General features: G+C 60.8%; 13 protein-coding genes. 7 read left to right on the forward strand and 6 right to left on the reverse strand.

Going from position 1 to position 15,735, the window contains the following annotated elements; all coding sequences use genetic code 11:
* Positions 1-2 precede the first annotated feature (2 nt).
* Positions 3-329, reverse strand: a complete 327-nt coding sequence (gene nirD, locus RE418_RS07810) for a nitrite reductase small subunit NirD (protein ID WP_038878129.1) — start codon at positions 327-329, stop codon at positions 3-5.
* A complete protein-coding gene (gene nirB, locus RE418_RS07815; RefSeq protein ID WP_089181411.1) occupies positions 326-2,875 on the reverse strand; it encodes a nitrite reductase large subunit NirB in 2,550 nt (849 codons plus the stop codon). The genes nirD and nirB overlap by 4 nt, the downstream gene beginning before the upstream one ends.
* A 303-nt stretch (positions 2,876-3,178) precedes the next feature.
* Here nirB and RE418_RS07820 point away from each other — a divergent pair, with 303 nt between their 5' ends.
* The gene (locus RE418_RS07820) at positions 3,179-4,447 is read left to right on the forward strand and encodes a cytosine deaminase (protein WP_038629982.1); all 1,269 of its coding nucleotides are present in this window, start codon (positions 3,179-3,181) and stop codon (positions 4,445-4,447) included.
* 54 nt (positions 4,448-4,501) lie between these two features.
* Here RE418_RS07820 and tsgA read toward each other — a convergent pair whose 3' ends face one another.
* The 4 genes from tsgA to RE418_RS07840 form a co-directional block, all read right to left on the reverse strand.
* The gene (gene tsgA, locus RE418_RS07825; RefSeq protein ID WP_025304528.1) at positions 4,502-5,686 is read right to left on the reverse strand and encodes an MFS transporter TsgA; all 1,185 of its coding nucleotides are present in this window, start codon (positions 5,684-5,686) and stop codon (positions 4,502-4,504) included.
* Positions 5,687-5,877: 191 nt separating this feature from the next.
* A complete protein-coding gene (locus RE418_RS07830) occupies positions 5,878-6,858 on the reverse strand; it encodes a LacI family DNA-binding transcriptional regulator (protein WP_089181409.1) in 981 nt (326 codons plus the stop codon).
* Between the two features lie 70 nt (positions 6,859-6,928).
* Positions 6,929-8,236, reverse strand: a complete 1,308-nt coding sequence (locus RE418_RS07835) for a 6-phospho-beta-glucosidase (RefSeq protein ID WP_025304526.1) — start codon at positions 8,234-8,236, stop codon at positions 6,929-6,931.
* Positions 8,233-8,571 carry a PTS lactose/cellobiose transporter subunit IIA gene (locus tag RE418_RS07840; protein WP_025304525.1) on the reverse strand — a complete coding sequence of 113 codons (339 nt, stop codon included), beginning with the start codon at positions 8,569-8,571 and terminating at the stop codon, positions 8,233-8,235. The genes RE418_RS07835 and RE418_RS07840 overlap by 4 nt, the downstream gene beginning before the upstream one ends.
* Before the next feature lie 353 nt (positions 8,572-8,924).
* Here RE418_RS07840 and ppiA point away from each other — a divergent pair, with 353 nt between their 5' ends.
* The 6 genes from ppiA (at position 8,925) to RE418_RS07870 (ending at position 15,732) form a co-directional block, all read left to right on the forward strand.
* Positions 8,925-9,494 (forward strand): peptidylprolyl isomerase A, encoded by a 570-nt coding sequence (ppiA, locus tag RE418_RS07845; RefSeq protein ID WP_025304524.1) that lies wholly within the window; start codon positions 8,925-8,927, stop codon positions 9,492-9,494.
* Between the two features lie 155 nt (positions 9,495-9,649).
* Positions 9,650-11,335 carry a sensor histidine kinase gene (locus RE418_RS07850; protein WP_043138870.1) on the forward strand — a complete coding sequence of 562 codons (1,686 nt, stop codon included), beginning with the start codon at positions 9,650-9,652 and terminating at the stop codon, positions 11,333-11,335.
* Positions 11,335-12,060: a two-component system response regulator BtsR gene (btsR, locus tag RE418_RS07855; RefSeq protein ID WP_089181408.1), complete on the forward strand. Its 726-nt coding sequence runs from the start codon at positions 11,335-11,337 to the stop codon at positions 12,058-12,060. Before RE418_RS07850 ends, btsR begins: the two co-directional genes overlap by 1 nt.
* A 151-nt stretch (positions 12,061-12,211) precedes the next feature.
* Positions 12,212-13,735, forward strand: coding sequence for a helicase HerA-like domain-containing protein (locus RE418_RS07860; RefSeq protein WP_043138869.1), 1,524 nt, complete (start codon positions 12,212-12,214; stop codon positions 13,733-13,735).
* Between the two features lie 72 nt (positions 13,736-13,807).
* Complete coding sequence (locus tag RE418_RS07865; RefSeq protein ID WP_025304520.1) at positions 13,808-14,383, forward strand: aminodeoxychorismate synthase component II; 576 nt, start codon at positions 13,808-13,810, stop codon at positions 14,381-14,383.
* Between the two features lie 131 nt (positions 14,384-14,514).
* On the forward strand, positions 14,515-15,732 hold the full coding sequence (locus tag RE418_RS07870) for an aspartate aminotransferase family protein (protein ID WP_025304519.1): 1,218 nt from the start codon (positions 14,515-14,517) through the stop codon (positions 15,730-15,732).
* Positions 15,733-15,735 lie beyond the last annotated feature (3 nt).

Genomic DNA, 15,735 nt, shown 5'->3' on the forward strand with positions numbered 1-15,735 from the left:
GGTTATGCCGCGACTTGCACGATGCCGTCGACCACCCGGCTGGTGAAGCTGGCGACGGAACGGCTGTCATCTTCCAGACAGTGGCCGTCGTACAGGCGGAAATGCTGTTTCTTCAGCGGGCTGGCGACCCACAGTTCGCCTTGATGCTCGGCGATCAGCCCGCGTGACAGCACGCTGGCCTGGGCGAACGGGTCGATATTGCTGATGGCGAACACCTGTTCGTCGGCATAGGGGCGGAACACCGCCACCTGCCGATCGCCGATCAGGGCGCACACGCCGGTGCCGGGCAGAATGTCGGCGACGGGACAAACGGTAATCCACTGGCTCATGCGTGGCTCTCCTCGGTATCGATCAGGGTGACGGGAATGCGCTCATCAGGGCGCGCCGGGCGGTGCTGGTCGCGTTCGGCCACTACCTGCACATTCGGATCGCGCAGCGGGCTGTTGATGAAGTGAGCGAAGCGAAGCTGCGTTTCCGGATGCTCGACGGTCTCTTTCCACTCGCAGACCACCGCGTCGCGCAGGCGGGCGATCTCCGCTTCCAACTGCTCGTTGATGCCGAGCTTATCGTCGACGATCACCTTGCGTAGGTAATCGATGCCACCTTCCAGGCTCTCCAGCCATACCGAGGTACGCTGCAGCTTATCGGCGGTGCGGATATAGAACATCATGAAGCGGTCGAGGTAGCGCACCAGGGTCTCGCGATCGAGATCGGCGGCCAGCAGGTCGGCGTGGCGCGGTTTCATGCCGCCGTTGCCGCAGACGTACAGGTTCCAGCCGTTCTCGGTGGCAATGATGCCGACGTCCTTACCCTGCGCCTCGGCGCATTCGCGGGTACATCCCGAGACGCCGAACTTCATTTTGTGCGGGGTGCGGATACCTTTGTAGCGATGTTCCAGCGTGACGCCGAAGCCGACGCTGTCGCCGACGCCGTAGCGGCACCAGGTGCTGCCGACGCAGGTTTTCGCCATGCGTAGCGCCTTGGCGTACGCGTGGCCGGTTTCAAAGCCGGCGGCGAGCAGCTTGCTCCAGATGGCCGGCAGATCGTCTTTCTGCGCCCCGAACATGCCGATACGCTGCGAGCCGGTCATTTTGGTGTAGAGGTTGTACTCCTTGGCGATCTGGCCGATGGCCAGCAGGCCGTCCGGGGTGATTTCGCCACCGGCGGAGCGCGGGATCACCGAGTAGGTGCCGTCTTTTTGGATATTGCCGAGGAAGTTGTCGTTGGTATCCTGCAGCGGCGTATGCTGCGGCTTGAGGATGTACTCGTTCCAGCATGAGGCCAGTAGCGAGCCGACGGTCGGTTTACACACTTCGCAGCCGTAGCCTTTGCCGTATTTGGCCAGCAATGCCTCGAACGACTTGATGCCTTCGACGCGGATCAGGTGGAACAGCTCCTGGCGTGAATAGGCGAAGTGTTCGCACAGGTGGTGGTTGACCTCGATGCCTTGCTTGCTCAGCTCGGCGTTCAGTACCTGGGTGAGCAGCGGGATGCAGCCGCCGCAGCCGGTGCCGGCCTTGGTTTCGGCCTTCAGCGCCGCCACGGTGTGGCAGCCTTTGTTGACCGCCTGGATGATGTCACCTTTGCTGACGTCGAAGCAGGAGCAGATCTGCGCGCTTTCCGGCAGCGAGTCCACGCCGATGGCTGGTTTGCTGCCCGCATGGGCCGGCAGGATCAGGCCGTCCGGGTTCTCCGGCAGCTCGATGCCGTTCAACGCCAGCTGCAGCAGGTTGCCGTAGTCGCTGGTGTCGCCCACCAGCACTGCGCCGAGCAGGGTTTTATTGTCGGCGCTGACCACGATGCGTTTGTAGACTTCTTTGCTTTCATCCAGATAAACGTAGCTGCGGGCGCCTTCGGTGCGGCCGTGTGCATCGCCGATGCCGCCGACGTCCACGCCCAGCAGCTTCAGCTTGGCGCTCATGTCGGCGCCCTGGAAGCCATTTTCGCGGCCCAGCAGGCGATCGACGGCCACCTGCGCCATTTTGTACCCCGGGGCCACCAGACCGAAGGTGCGATCGCGCCAGGCGGCGCACTCACCGATGGCGTACACGTCCGGATCCGACGTCTGGCAGCTGTCGTTGATGGCGATGCCGCCGCGGCGGCCGATCTCCAGCCCGCACTGGCGCGCCAGCTTGTCCTGGGCGCGGATGCCGGTGGAGAACACGATGAAATCCACTTCCAGCAGGCTGCCGTCGGCGAAATGCATGGTTTTGCGCGCCGTGGTGCCGCCGTTGACGATCTCCTGGGTATTTTTGCCGGTGTGTACCTTGACGCCCATGCGCTCGATCTTACGGCGCAGCTGGTCACCGCCCATCGGGTCGAGCTGTTCGGCCATCAGCATCGGAGCGAACTCGATCACGTGCGTTTCCACCCCCAGGCTTTTCAGCGCGCCGGCGGCTTCCAGCCCCAACAGCCCGCCTCCGACCACCGCGCCGCGTTTGCTGCGGCGCGCGCAGGCTTCGATGGCATTCAGGTCTTCGATGGTGCGGTAAACGAAGCAGTCCTGGCTATCCGAGCCTTTAATCGGCGGGATCCACGGATAGGAACCGGTGGCCATGATTAGCTTGTCGTAATAGACGGTGCGGCCGGTGTTGGAGTGGATCACTTTCTCGTCACGATTGATGGTGATAGCGCGTTCGCCGACCAGTACCTTTACGCCGTGTTTTTCGTAAAAGCCTTCGCGCACCAGCGACAGCTCTTCGGCGGTGTGGTGAGAGAAGTAGGAAGAGAGGTGCACGCGATCGTAAGCGATACGCGGCTCTTCGCAAAATACGGTGATTTCGAACTGGTCTTTGTCTGCTTTATCCAACAGATCTTCGATGAACCGGTGGCCGACCATGCCATTGCCGACGACGGCAAGTTTGACTCTGCTCATTATTGCCTCAAAATTCTGGTTTCCTAGGGTTACCTTATCCCTCCCGATGAGCAATTTATTGATGCAAATCAATCACACTCTCATATACCTCCAATGTGGTATATAAATGATTTTTCACGTTTTTTGATAAGTTGCGGATTTTATTCATCTTTAGCTGAAGCGAGTCAGTTTGCAGGTAAATTACCCCGCAGGGAGTAAACGCAAGGGGTAGGCATGGCACGGCGACTTTGTCAGCGCGATCCGCTGCCAGTATGATGAAGAAAACCAGCGCAACGGCAGAGGTGAAGGGTGGCGAAACGTCCATTGAAGTTTATCGACAACCTGCGTTTAAGCGGGCATGAAGGATTGTGGCAACTGGCAATCGAGCAGGGGCGCATCGCGCATCTGGTGCCACAGCCGGAAGGACAGGAGTGGCGCAGCGACGTGCTGGATGCGCAGGGCGGGTTGGCGTTGCCGGCGTTCGTCGAACCGCATATCCACCTGGATACCACGCAGACCGCCGGTCAGCCGGCCTGGAACCAGTCCGGCACGCTGTTCGAGGGCATTGAGCGCTGGGCTGAACGCAAAGCGCTGCTGACTCATGAAGACGTCAAACAGCGCGCCTGGCAAACGCTTAAGTGGCAGATCGCCAACGGCGTGCAGTATGTGCGTACCCACGTCGACGTTTCCGATCCCACGCTGACCGCGCTGCGCGCCATGCTGGAGGTGAAGCAGGAAGTGGCGCCTTGGGTGACGCTGCAGATTGTCGCCTTCCCGCAGGAGGGGATCCTTTCCTACCCCAACGGCGAAGCGTTGCTTGAAGAAGCGTTGCGGCTCGGGGCCGACGTGGTGGGCGCCATTCCGCACTTCGAATTCACCCGCGAGTACGGCGTGGAGTCGCTGCATAAGGCGTTCGCGCTGGCGCAAAAATACGATCGGCTGGTGGACGTGCACTGCGATGAAATCGACGACGAGCAATCGCGCTTCGTCGAGACCGTGGCGGCGCTGGCACTGAAGCTGGAGATGGGAGCGAAAGTCACCGCCAGCCACACCACGGCGATGCACTCTTACAACGGCGCTTACGCCTCGCGGCTGTTCCGTCTGTTGAAGATGTCCGGCATCAACTTCGTCGCCAATCCGCTGGTGAACATTCACCTGCAGGGCCGTTTCGACAGTTACCCGAAACGGCGCGGCGTGACCCGAGTGAAGGAGATGCTGGAGGCGGAGATCAACGTCTGTTTCGGCCATGACGACGTGTTCGATCCTTGGTACCCGCTCGGCACCGCCAACATGCTGCAGGTGCTGCACATGGGGCTGCACGTGTGCCAGCTGATGGGCTATGGCCAAATCGACGACGGATTGAAGCTGATCACCCACCATAGCGCGCGCACGCTTAACCTGAGCGACTACGGCCTGGCGGCCGGCAACAGCGCCAACCTGGTGATCCTGCCGGCGGAAAGCGGCTTCGACGCGGTGCGTCGCCAGACGCCGGTGCGTTATTCGATTCGCCAGGGTGCGGTGATCGCCGAAACGCGGCCGGCGGAAACCACGCTGCATTTGCAGCAGGAGGAGACGGTGGATTTTCGGCGCTAAGGCGCAAAAAAAGGGCGCCTTGCGGGCGCCCTTGATGTATTTGATGCGAAGAAATCAGTGCGTCACGTGACCGTGGCTGCGGTGCTTGGTCACGAAGCCCAGCAGCAGACACATCACGAACACCGCCAGATACAGGCCGTTAGCGGTGGTCAGCGCCGCATGCGCGCCGCCTTTCGCCACGATCGGGCCGGTGACCACGAAGGTCAGCATGGTGCCGATGGTACCGCAGGTCAGGATAAAGTTGACCAGCTTCGGCGAGGAGACCTTGGTCTGCAGCGAGCCGAGGGTGATCAGCGTGGTGTAGATGGCGCTGGAAACGAAGCCCAGGGCCATGATGTAGTAGCCCAGGTGCTCCGGATTGTCGGTGCTGACGAACAGGTACATCGCGCCGGTAGCCAGTGCGGCCAGCACGGTGACGATGCGTTGCAGATCGAAGAAGCGCAGGATGAAGCTGAACACCCACATGCCAACCATATAAGAGGTCCAGAAGTCGCTCACCAGCTTACCGGCCTGGCCGATGTCCATGTTGAACGACTTGGTGGCGTACTCAGGCACCCACTGAATGAAGCCCAACTGGCCGAGGATGTAGCACAGCGCGGCGATCGATAGGAACAGCACGCCGATGCCCCATTTTTCTTTCTCGACTGGTTGACCGGCATCGGCGCCTTTCTTGCCCAGCACCGGGAAGTCGGAGCACAAGGTCAGCACGAAGATCCCCACGTACAGCAGGCCGATGCAGGCATAAACCCAGTACCAGCCGATATGGCGGGCCAGCAGCATCGCGGCGACGATCGGGAAGATCATCCCGGCCATGCTGAAGAAGGAATCGGTGAACAACAGGCGCGAACCGCGCTGGCGGCCGGCATACATGTGGGTGATCAGGAAGGTGCCGATCGACATGGTGATGCCGCTCACCACGCCGAGGATAAACATGCACAGCGAGAACATGGTCAGGCTCTTGCCGAGCATCAGCCCCGCGACTGCCAGCACCATCAGGACAAAGCCGAAGATCAACTGACGCTTCAGCGGGATGATTTCCATCAGCCAGGCATTGAGGAAGATCGAAATCAAAATACCGGCGTTGAGGAAAGTAAAGGTGTTACTCATGCTGGAAACCGGCAGATTAAAGTACTCTGCAATGTTTCCCATCACCATCCCTGTGACGATCACTAAAGCACCGGTCAGCGCGTACGAAAAGAAGCTGATCCAGGTAAGCCGTATGCGGTTACTGTCATTCATTGTATAGGCCTGAATATGTCTGTTAGAGGTTTTAAAGCTGGCATAAGGCCGCTGGCTTTTCCTGGCAAACGCAGAAAAAAGTCCCGATCAGGCCACCAGGGGGCGGATCCTAGCACAGACAACGGGATTTTTTGTGATGGCTGTCGATTTTTTGATGCAATCCATGAAGGGATGATACGCATTATTGTGATCTATTTGCGTACCGTCACAATGGAATCACGGTTGATGATCGTCGGCTCAAACCGGTGCGCCGGGGTGGCAGGGTCGATCAGCCTGCGCGCCGCGTATTGGGCCATTTCGCTGATGGGAAAATGTACGCTGCTCAACGCCGGGCGCACGAAAGGTGCGCGTTCGCCGCTGTCGTAACAGATCAAGGAGATATCCTGCGGTACCCGCAGGCGGTGCTCGTTGATCGCCAGCAGCGCGCCGATCGCCATCTCTTCGTTGCAGCAGTAGATGGCGCTGGGCCGTGCGGTTTGCTGCAGCAGATGATCGGCGCAGCGGTAACCGCTTTCCAGATCGTAGACGCCCTCCAGACAGGCTACCGGCTCGATATTCGCTGCCTGCATCGCCTCTTCAAATCCTTGCAGCCGCAGGCGGCTCGACGGGCGCTCGCGCGGGCCGCTGATGCAGGCGATGCGCCGGTGCCCGGCGTCGAGTAACTGCTGCGTCGCCATGCGGCTGGCAAGCGGGTGATCGAAGGTGACGCAGCGGTCTTCCAGCCCCGGCACCAGACGATCGAGCAACACGAAATCACGTTGCTCTACCGCCAGCTGGCGCAGCCGATCGTCGCTGAGAAAACGCACGTGCAGGATCACGCCGTCGCAGCGCAGGCTGAACAGGCGCTGCACCGCCTGCCATTCGTTTTCGGCACTGTTGCGGCCCTGGGTCACCAGCAGCTGCTTGCCGTGGGATTCGGCCTCGGTCTGCACGAAGTCCATCAGCGCGCCGAAGAAGCCACCGCGGTACGACGTCGTGACCAACCCGAGGGTATTGCTGTGGCTGGAGGCGAGTGCACGGGCCGCCGGGTTGGGGGTATAACCGAGCTGGGCGACGGCGCGTTCAACCTTCTCGCGGGTCGGCGCCTTGACGTTGCTGTCGCCGTTCACTACCCGCGATACGGTGGCGCGCGATACGCCCGCCAGCGCCGCGACATCTTCCAGTGTCACCATCGTCCAACTCCTGATTACGGCTAAAAAAATGGGTTCGGCGTGCCGAACCCCTGTCATACCGCGCCGGCGCTTACCTGAACTGCGGCAAGTACGGCGCGTTTATCGTCAACACCTCGTCCAGCAACGGCTGTGCCAGGTTGGCGTTGCCCACCAGCGGGTTGGCGATCAGCGCCAGCAAGCCGCTGCGGCGATCGCCGTGCACTGCCGCCTCGATGGTCAGGCGCTCGTAGGCTTTTACCTGCTGCGTCAGCGCCTGCATCGGTTCCGACAGCGGGCCGAACGTCAGCGGATGCGCGCCCTGGGCATCGACGATACAGTTGATTTCTATCACAGCATCGTCCGGCAGGCCATGGATTGCGCCGCGGTTTGCGGTGTTGACCACTAATTGCGTGCCGAGATTATTATGGATAGCACGGATCAGCTCCAGCGCAACTTCGGAATAGAAAGAACCGCCGCGGAAGCTGAGTTGCTCCGGTTTACTGTTCAACTGCGGATCGGCATACAGCTCGAACAGCTCTTTTTCTACCTGCATCACCTGCTCGGCGCGGGTGCCGCGCTCGCCGGCGGCAGCCATCTCTTCCGCCAGCATCTCGCGGGTCTGGTAAAAATAGCGGTGGTACGGGCAGGGGATGGCGCCGAGCGCGCGCAGGAAGTCCGGCTGCCAGGGTTCTTCCTTGATGTTGTTCATGGTCAGCGCCGCGCCGTCGCACAGCATGTCGATCACGTTGCCGGTGACGTCGCGCCCCTGCTGCGTGACCTGATGCACCCAAACCATGTGATTCAAACCGGCGAACCGCAGCTGCACGTCGGCGTAAGGCGCCTGCAGCATGTTGGCGATCATGTGATGCATGCTGATCGGTACGTTACACAGGCCGATGATCTTCGCTTTGGTAAAGCGGGACACCGCCTCGGTGACGATGCCGGCCGGGTTGGTGAAGTTGATGATCCAGGCGTCCGGCGCCAGCTTTTCCACCCGACGGGCGATATCCAGCATCACCGGAATGGTGCGCAGCGCCTTGGCGAAGCCGCCGACGCCGGTGGTCTCCTGGCCGAGCAGCTGGTATTTCAGGCCCAGCCGTTCATCGGCGGCGCGCGCCGGCAGTTGCCCGACGCGGAATTGGGTCAGCACGAAAGCGGCGCCGTGAATGGCGTCGTCCAGCGCGAAGTGCACGCTGACCTTCACCTGTTCCAGCCCGTGGCGCGCCAGCATGCGGCGGGTCAGGGCGGCGATGGTTTCCACTTTTTGGCGGCCTGGCTCGACGTCCACCAGCGCCAGTTCGGTGACCGGCAGCTCATCGATGCGTTGGATCAGCCCATCGACCAGTTCGGGAGTGTAGCTGCTGCCACCGCCAATCACCGCGATTTTGAGCGTGTTCATGAGCGGCCCTCCGTCTGTGACTGACGGCGATAGAGCTCGATCATGTCGTCGGCCAGATCCTGGATGACCATGGCGTTCATCAGATGATCCTGCGCATGCACGGTGATCAGGTTGATCGCCAGCTTGCCGCAGCCTTCGTCCAGGCCGATCAGCTCGGTCTGGATCAGGTGCGCCTTCTTCACCCATTCTTTGGATTCGACCATGTGTTTGGCCGCGGCGGCGAAGTCACCGGCGCGCGCTTGCCGCAACGCCATCAACGCATTACTGCGCGCGCTGCCGGAGAACACCAGCAGTTCCATGATGGTGCTTTCAAACTCGGGGCTGACTTCAGTCATCAATTCACTCACGTCATTTCTCCAGGGGTTGCGCGGCTACGCCGCCGTGGGATACCTCAGTATCCGTTCTTTTTATAATGAGAGCGCTCTCATTTATATAGGGTAACGGCAACGGGTGTGCAAACTGGGAGGTAGATCGCAAAAAACGCCCCGGGGCGGCGCTGGGCAAAAAATGCGTGACGCGGTTGGCAAAAAAGCCTTCTGCGCCCATACTTTCCGCAGCAAAATTCAGGGCCGCCTAGGATATGTCCCGTAATTGGGTAAATATAGGTAAATGGCTGGTACTTGCCGATACAGCTCTTTAGAATCAAAGCGCTTTTCCGTTGTTTGTCTCTCAGAGAAAGGACCCGTTAATGTTCAAACGTACTTTAGTGACCTTCGTCGCGCTGTGTTCCCTGACAGCGATGGCGCCAGCGGCGCTCGCTGCCGGTGAAACCCACGTCATGCTGACCACCTCGGCAGGGAATATCGAGTTGGCGCTCGACAGTCAGAAGGCACCGGTTTCCACCCAGAATTTCGTCGATTACGTGAACAGCGGGTACTACAACAACACCATTTTCCATCGCGTGATCCCGGGCTTTATGGTTCAGGGCGGCGGTTTCACCGCTGACATGCAGCAGAAATCCACCAAGGCGCCAATCAAGAACGAAGCCGACAACGGCTTGCGCAACCTGCGCGGCACCATTTCGATGGCGCGCACCGCCGACAAGGACAGCGCCACCAGCCAGTTCTTCCTGAACGTGGCCGATAACGCCTTCCTGGATCACGGCCAGCGTGACTTTGGCTACGCCGTGTTCGGCAAAGTGGTGAAAGGCATGGACGTCGTGGACAAGATCGCTCAGGTGCCGACCGGCAACGTCGGCCCTTACCAGAATGTGCCGACCAAACCGGTGGTGATTCTATCGGCCAAGGTGCTGCCGTAAGTTTTTTGGCCGATCCCGCCGGGGTCGGCCGTCCTTCCTCACGAAGCCTTGCCTTCATCACTGTTTTCTCCCGCGCCCCATGCTCTAATCGGCAGACAATAACCAGACCGGAAATCCGGCGTTCGCCCTTTGTTGTCTCTGGATGAGTTGCTGCCATGTATGAATTTAACCAGGTGCTGTTGCTGTTGCAGCAGATGTGCGTCTATCTCGTCATCGCCTATCTGCTGAGCAAAACCCCGCTGTTTATCCCGCTGATGCAGGTGACCATTCGCCTGCCGCACAAGCTACTGTGTTACGTGATCTTCTCGGTGTTCTGCATCATGGGCACCTATTTCGGGTTGCACATTCAGGATTCGATCGCCAACACCCGCGCGATAGGCGCGGTCCTGGGCGGGCTGCTGGGCGGGCCGTCGGTGGGCTTTCTGGTCGGGCTGACCGGCGGCCTGCACCGGTATACGCTCGGCGGCATGACCGACGTGGCCTGCGCGATTTCCACGGTGTCGGAAGGCCTGGTCGGCGGCATCGTACACAGCATCGCCATGCGCCGCGGGCGCATCGAGCTGCTGTTCAATCCGCTGTTCGTCGGCGGCGTGGCGCTGGTGGCGGAAGTGCTGCAGATGGCGATCATCCTGGCGGTGGCGCGCCCCTACGACGAAGCGTTGCAGCTGGTAGAGCACATCGCGCTGCCGATGATGATCGCCAATACCGTCGGTGCGGCGATGTTCATGCAAATCCTGCTGGATCGGCGCGCGATGTTTGAGAAATACACCAGCGCTTTCTCTTCCAAGGCGCTGAAGATCGCCGAGCGCACCGAGGGCATCCTGCGCCAGGGCTTCGATCAAGAAAACAGCATGAAGGTCGCCCGGGTGATTTATCAGGAGCTGGGTATCGGTGCAGTGGCGATCACCGATCGTGACAAGCTGCTGGCGTTTATCGGCATCGGCGACGATCACCACCTGCCGGGCACGCCGATCGCCTCGGTGCATTCGCATCGCGCCATCGACAACAACGAGGTGGTGTACGCCGACGGTAATCAGCTCTCTTACTGCTGCTCGATCAATCCGGCCTGCAAGCTGGGATCGACGCTGGTGATCCCGCTGCGCGGCGAAAACCAGCGGGTCATCGGCACCATCAAGCTGTACGAACCGAAAAGCCAGCTGTTCAGCACCATCAACCGCACGCTGGGCGAAGGCATCGCCAGCCTGCTGTCGGCGCAGATCATGGCCGGACAGTACGAGCGCCACAAGCAACTGCTGGCGCAGTCGGAGATCAAGCTGTTGCATGCGCAGGTCAATCCGCATTTCCTGTTCAATGCGTTAAATACGCTGGTGGCGGTGATCCGCCGCGATGGCGAACGCGCCTGCGATCTGGTGCAGTCTCTCTCGACTTTCTTTCGTAAAAACCTCAAACGTTCGGATGATGAAGTCAGCCTGGCGGACGAGATTGAGCATGTGAACGCCTACCTGCAGATTGAGAAAGCGCGCTTCGCCGATCGGCTGGAGATCGCGGTATCGCTGCCGGAGGCGCTGCTGGCGGCGCGGCTGCCGGCGTTTTCGCTGCAGCCGATCGTCGAGAACGCCATCAAGCACGGCACCTCGCATCTGTTGGGCGTGGGCCGCATCGAAATCGGCGCCTGCTGCGAAGGCGAGCATCTGCTGCTGCAGGTGACGGACAATGCCGGGCTGTTCCAGCCGAAGCCGAACTGCAGCGGGCTGGGGATGAACCTGGTGGATAAGCGCATTCGCGTGCGCTACGGCGAAGGCTATGGCGTGCGGGTGGATTGCCGGCCGGACGCCTATACCCGCATTACGCTCAATGTTCCCATGGAGAGGGCCGCCTGATGTTAAACGCACTGATTGTTGACGATGAGCCTTCCGCGCGCGACAACCTCCGCCATCTGCTGGAGGCCGAAGCGGGGATCACGATCATCGGCGAATGTGCCAACGCCATCGAAGCCATCAGCCAGATCCACCGGCTGCAGCCGGACGTGGTGTTTCTCGATATCCAAATGCCGCGCATCAGCGGGCTGGAAATGGTCGGCATGCTGGATCCCAACCGCATGCCGCACATCGTGTTTCTGACCGCCTACGACGAATACGCGGTGCAGGCGTTCGAGGAGCACGCCTTCGACTATCTGCTGAAGCCGGCGGAGCCGAAGCGGCTGAGCAAGACGCTGCAACGCCTGCGGCAGCGCAGTGCGCCGCAGGACGTGACAGCGCTGGATGAGAGCGCCGGTTACCTGAAATACATTCCCTGCACCGGCCACAGCCGCATCTATCTGCTGCGGTTTGACGAGGTGTTGGCGATCCGTTCCAAACTGAGCGGGGTATTCGTGGTGCGCAGCGACGGCATTGAGTGTTTCACCGAATTGACGCTGCGCACGCTGGAAAGCCGTACGCCGCTGGTGCGCTGCCATCGGCAGTATTTGGTCAACCTGGAGCAGGTGCGCGAGATCCGCTTCGAAGAAGGCGGCGCGGCGGAGATGATCATGTCCGCCGGCGATCCGGTGCCGGTCAGCCGGCGCTATTTGAAAGCGCTGAAGGAGCAACTGGGGCTGCGGGGGTGACGCAGGTCTTAGGGGGATTCTGAAAAGACAGGCATCATGGGCGTCCCGACGGCGCCCATTTTGTTTGTCCTTGACGGGGTTACGCGGCGCTTATAGCTTTATTGCATCAACAGGCGCGTTTCGCGCCGCGTCAGCGTCAAAGGAACAGAAAATGAGTGAACCACGGATTATCGCCAAGGCGATGAAAGACGGAAAACCGGAACAGGATCTGGTGATTTTGCCGGCGTTGGCCAACCGCCACGGGCTGATCACCGGGGCAACCGGCACCGGTAAGACGGTGACGCTGCAAAAAATGGCCGAGCAGTTCTCGCGCATTGGCGTGCCGGTGTTCCTGTCGGACGTGAAAGGCGATCTGTCTGGCATCGGCGCCGAGGGCGTGCCTTCCGAGAAATTGCAGGCGCGCCTGGCGGCGATTGGCGTCACCGACTGGCAGCCGCAGGCCTGCACCATTATCCCGTGGGATATTTACGGCGAGAAGGGCCACCCGATCCGCGCCACGATTTCCGATCTCGGGCCGCTGCTGCTGGGGCGCCTGTTGGATCTGAACGAGGTGCAAAGCGGCGTGCTGCAGCTGGTGTTCAAAATTGCCGATGACAACGCGCTGCTGTTGCTGGACATGAAAGACCTGCGCGCCATGGTGCAGTTCGTCGGCGACAACGCCAAACAATTCCAGACCCAGTACGGCAATATCTCTGCCGCGTCGATCGGCGCCATCCAGCGCGGGTTGCTGACGCTGGAAGAGCAGGGCGCCAACCAGTTCTTCGGCGAGCCGATGCTGGACATCAACGATCTGATGAAAACCGACGCCAACGGTCATGGCGTGATCAACCTGCTGGCGGCGGACAAGCTGATCAATCAGCCGAAGCTGTATTCAGTGTTCCTGCTGTGGCTGCTGGCCGAGCTGTTTGAACATCTGCCGGAAGTGGGCGACCCTGAACAGCCGAAGCTGGTGTTCTTCTTCGATGAAGCGCACCTGCTGTTCAACGACGCGCCGGCGGCGCTGTTGACCAAGATCGAACAGGTGGTGCGCCTGATCCGCTCCAAAGGCGTCGGCATTTACTTCGTCACCCAGAATCCGCTGGATATCCCGGACAGCGTGCTGGGCCAGTTGGGCAACCGCGTACAGCATGCGCTGCGCGCCTTCACGCCGCGCGATCAGAAGGCGGTGAAAACGGCGGCGCAAACCCTGCGCGCCAATCCGGCCTTCGATGCCGAAACGGCGATCACCGAGCTGGGCGTGGGCGAAGCGCTGGTGTCATTCCTCGACGAGAAGGGCCGGCCGAACGTGGTGGAGCGGGCGATGGTCATCGCGCCGGAATCCAAGATGGGCATGCTCGGCACGGAAGGGCTGAACAGTGCGATCAACAAATCGCCGCTGTATGGCCGCTATGAAGACATGATTGACCGCGAGTCCGCCTACGAGAAGCTGTCGTCGGGCGGCTTCGCCACCGTCGGTACTGCGCAGCAGGGGCAGCAACCGCAGGCGCAAGCACAGCAACAGACGGGCGGCGGCCTGATGGACGGATTGAACGAGCTGCTGTTCGGTTCCACCGGCCCGCGCGGCGGCAAACGCGACGGCATCGTCCAGACCGCCGCCAAGAGCATGGCGCGCGATCTCGGCCGGCAGATCCTGCGCGGCGTACTGGGCTCGATCACCGGCGGCCGTAAAAAGTAAGCGGAAATTATCGTCGGCAGCGGCGGGTTAAATCAGTAAACTATGGCGGCGTTTTTCTCTGCCGGACCTAACATGCTGCTGCTGATCGATAACTACGACTCCTTTACCTATAACCTTTACCAGTACTTCTGCGAATTGGGCGCCGAGGTGCTGGTGAAGCGCAACGATGAGCTGCAGCTGGCCGATATCGCGCGGCTGGCGCCGCAGCATCTGGTGATTTCCCCTGGCCCCTGTACCCCGAACGAAGCGGGTATCTCGCTGGCCGCCATTCGTCATTTCGCCGGCAAGCTGCCGATCCTCGGCGTATGCCTGGGGCACCAGGCGCTGGGGCAGGCGTTCGGCGCCGAAGTGGTGCGCGCCCGCGCGGTGATGCACGGCAAAACTTCGGCGATTCGCCATCTGGGCGTCGGCGTGTTTCGCGGCCTGAACGATCCGCTGACCGTGACCCGATATCACTCGCTGGTGCTGAAAGCCGATACGCTGCCGGATTGCTTTGAAGTGACCGCCTGGAGCGAACGCGACGGCGTGCGCGACGAGATCATGGGCATCCGCCACCGCACGCTGGCGCTGGAAGGGGTGCAGTTCCACCCGGAAAGCGTGCTCAGCGAGCAGGGCCATCAGCTGTTGGATAATTTTCTCAGGCGTTAATCCCTTCGCGTTTTTTTCGCCCGTCAGGCGTTTTGCATTTGCGCTTTAGTGTTTTTTTATGCATATTTCGTGATTATATTTTCACTATAACATCGCGATAGCGCTGAAAAACCTTCAGGGTGGAGCCGAAAATGACTGACAAATCCGCAGTGAGCCGCAGCACCTTTGACCAGGTGATCCTGCCTGTTTATGCACCCGCCCAGTTTGTTCCGGTGCGCGGCAAAGGCAGCCGGGTCTGGGATCAGCAGGGAAAAGAGTACATCGATTTTTCCGGTGGCATCGCGGTGACGGCGCTGGGACACTGCCACCCGGCGCTGGTCGAGGCGCTCAAACGCCAGGGCGAAACCCTGTGGCATACCAGCAACGTCTTCACCAATGAACCGGCGCTGCGTTTGGCGAGCAAACTGATCGACGCCACCTTCGCCGACCGGGTGTTCTTCGCCAACTCCGGCGCAGAGGCCAACGAGGCGGCGTTCAAACTGGCGCGTCATTACGCCATCACCCGCCACAGCCCGTACAAAACCAAAATCATCGCCTTCTATAACGCGTTTCACGGCCGCACGCTGTTCACCGTGTCGGTGGGCGGGCAGGCCAAATATTCCGACGGGTTCGGGCCGAAGCCGGCCGACATCGTGCACGTGCCGTTCAACGATCTGGCGGCGGTGAAAGCGGTAATGGACGACCATACCTGCGCGGTGGTGATGGAGCCGATTCAGGGAGAGGGCGGCATTACGCCGGTCGACGCCGACTTCCTCAAAGGCGTGCGCAAACTGTGCGACCAACATCAGGCGCTGCTGGTGTTCGACGAAGTGCAAAGCGGCATGGGGCGCAGCGGCAAGCTGTTCGCCTATATGCATTATGGCGTGACGCCGGACATTCTCACCACCGCCAAGGCGCTGGGCGGTGGTTTCCCGGTCAGCGCCATGCTGACCACCGAAGAGATTGCGTCGGTGATGCAGGTGGGCACTCACGGCACCACCTACGGCGGTAACCCGCTGGCCTGCGCGGTGGCGGAGGCGGCGCTGGATGTGATCAATACGCCGGAGGTGCTGAGCGGCATCGAGCAGCGCCACGCGCTGTATGTGCAGGCTTTGCAGGATATCGGCGATAAATACGGTATTTTCACCGCCATTCGCGGCATGGGGTTACTGATCGGCGCCGAACTGACGCCGCATTACCACGGCAGAGCGCGCGATTTTCTCACCGCCGCCGCTGCGCGTGGGTTGATGATCCTCAACGCCGGGCCGAACGTGATCCGCTTCGCGCCGTCGCTGGTGGTGGAGCCGCAGGACATCGAGGCCGGCATGGCGCTGTTCGAGCTGGCGGTGCAGGATGTGATCAACGCCTGAAGC

It is taken from the genome of Serratia sp. szju, assembly GCF_044594185.1.
In the GTDB taxonomy this organism is placed as follows: Bacteria; Pseudomonadota; Gammaproteobacteria; order Enterobacterales; family Enterobacteriaceae; genus Serratia; species Serratia bockelmannii.

Excerpts from the sequence above, each read along its gene's own strand:
- nirD (WP_038878129.1), bottom strand. The coding sequence starts at position 329 with ATGAGCCAGTGGATTACCGTTTGTCCCGTCGCCGACATTCTGCCCGGC.
- RE418_RS07830 (WP_089181409.1), bottom strand. The coding sequence starts at position 6,858 with ATGGTGACACTGGAAGATGTCGCGGCGCTGGCGGGCGTATCGCGCGCC.
- RE418_RS07870 (WP_025304519.1), top strand. The coding sequence starts at position 14,515 with ATGACTGACAAATCCGCAGTGAGCCGCAGCACCTTTGACCAGGTGATC.
- btsR (WP_089181408.1), top strand. The coding sequence starts at position 11,335 with ATGTTAAACGCACTGATTGTTGACGATGAGCCTTCCGCGCGCGACAAC.
- RE418_RS07850 (WP_043138870.1), top strand. The coding sequence starts at position 9,650 with ATGTATGAATTTAACCAGGTGCTGTTGCTGTTGCAGCAGATGTGCGTC.
- RE418_RS07840 (WP_025304525.1), bottom strand. The coding sequence starts at position 8,571 with ATGACTGAAGTCAGCCCCGAGTTTGAAAGCACCATCATGGAACTGCTG.
- ppiA (WP_025304524.1), top strand. The coding sequence starts at position 8,925 with ATGTTCAAACGTACTTTAGTGACCTTCGTCGCGCTGTGTTCCCTGACA.
- RE418_RS07835 (WP_025304526.1), bottom strand. The coding sequence starts at position 8,236 with ATGAACACGCTCAAAATCGCGGTGATTGGCGGTGGCAGCAGCTACACT.
- tsgA (WP_025304528.1), bottom strand. The coding sequence starts at position 5,686 with ATGAATGACAGTAACCGCATACGGCTTACCTGGATCAGCTTCTTTTCG.
- RE418_RS07860 (WP_043138869.1), top strand. The coding sequence starts at position 12,212 with ATGAGTGAACCACGGATTATCGCCAAGGCGATGAAAGACGGAAAACCG.
- nirB (WP_089181411.1), bottom strand. The coding sequence starts at position 2,875 with ATGAGCAGAGTCAAACTTGCCGTCGTCGGCAATGGCATGGTCGGCCAC.
- RE418_RS07865 (WP_025304520.1), top strand. The coding sequence starts at position 13,808 with ATGCTGCTGCTGATCGATAACTACGACTCCTTTACCTATAACCTTTAC.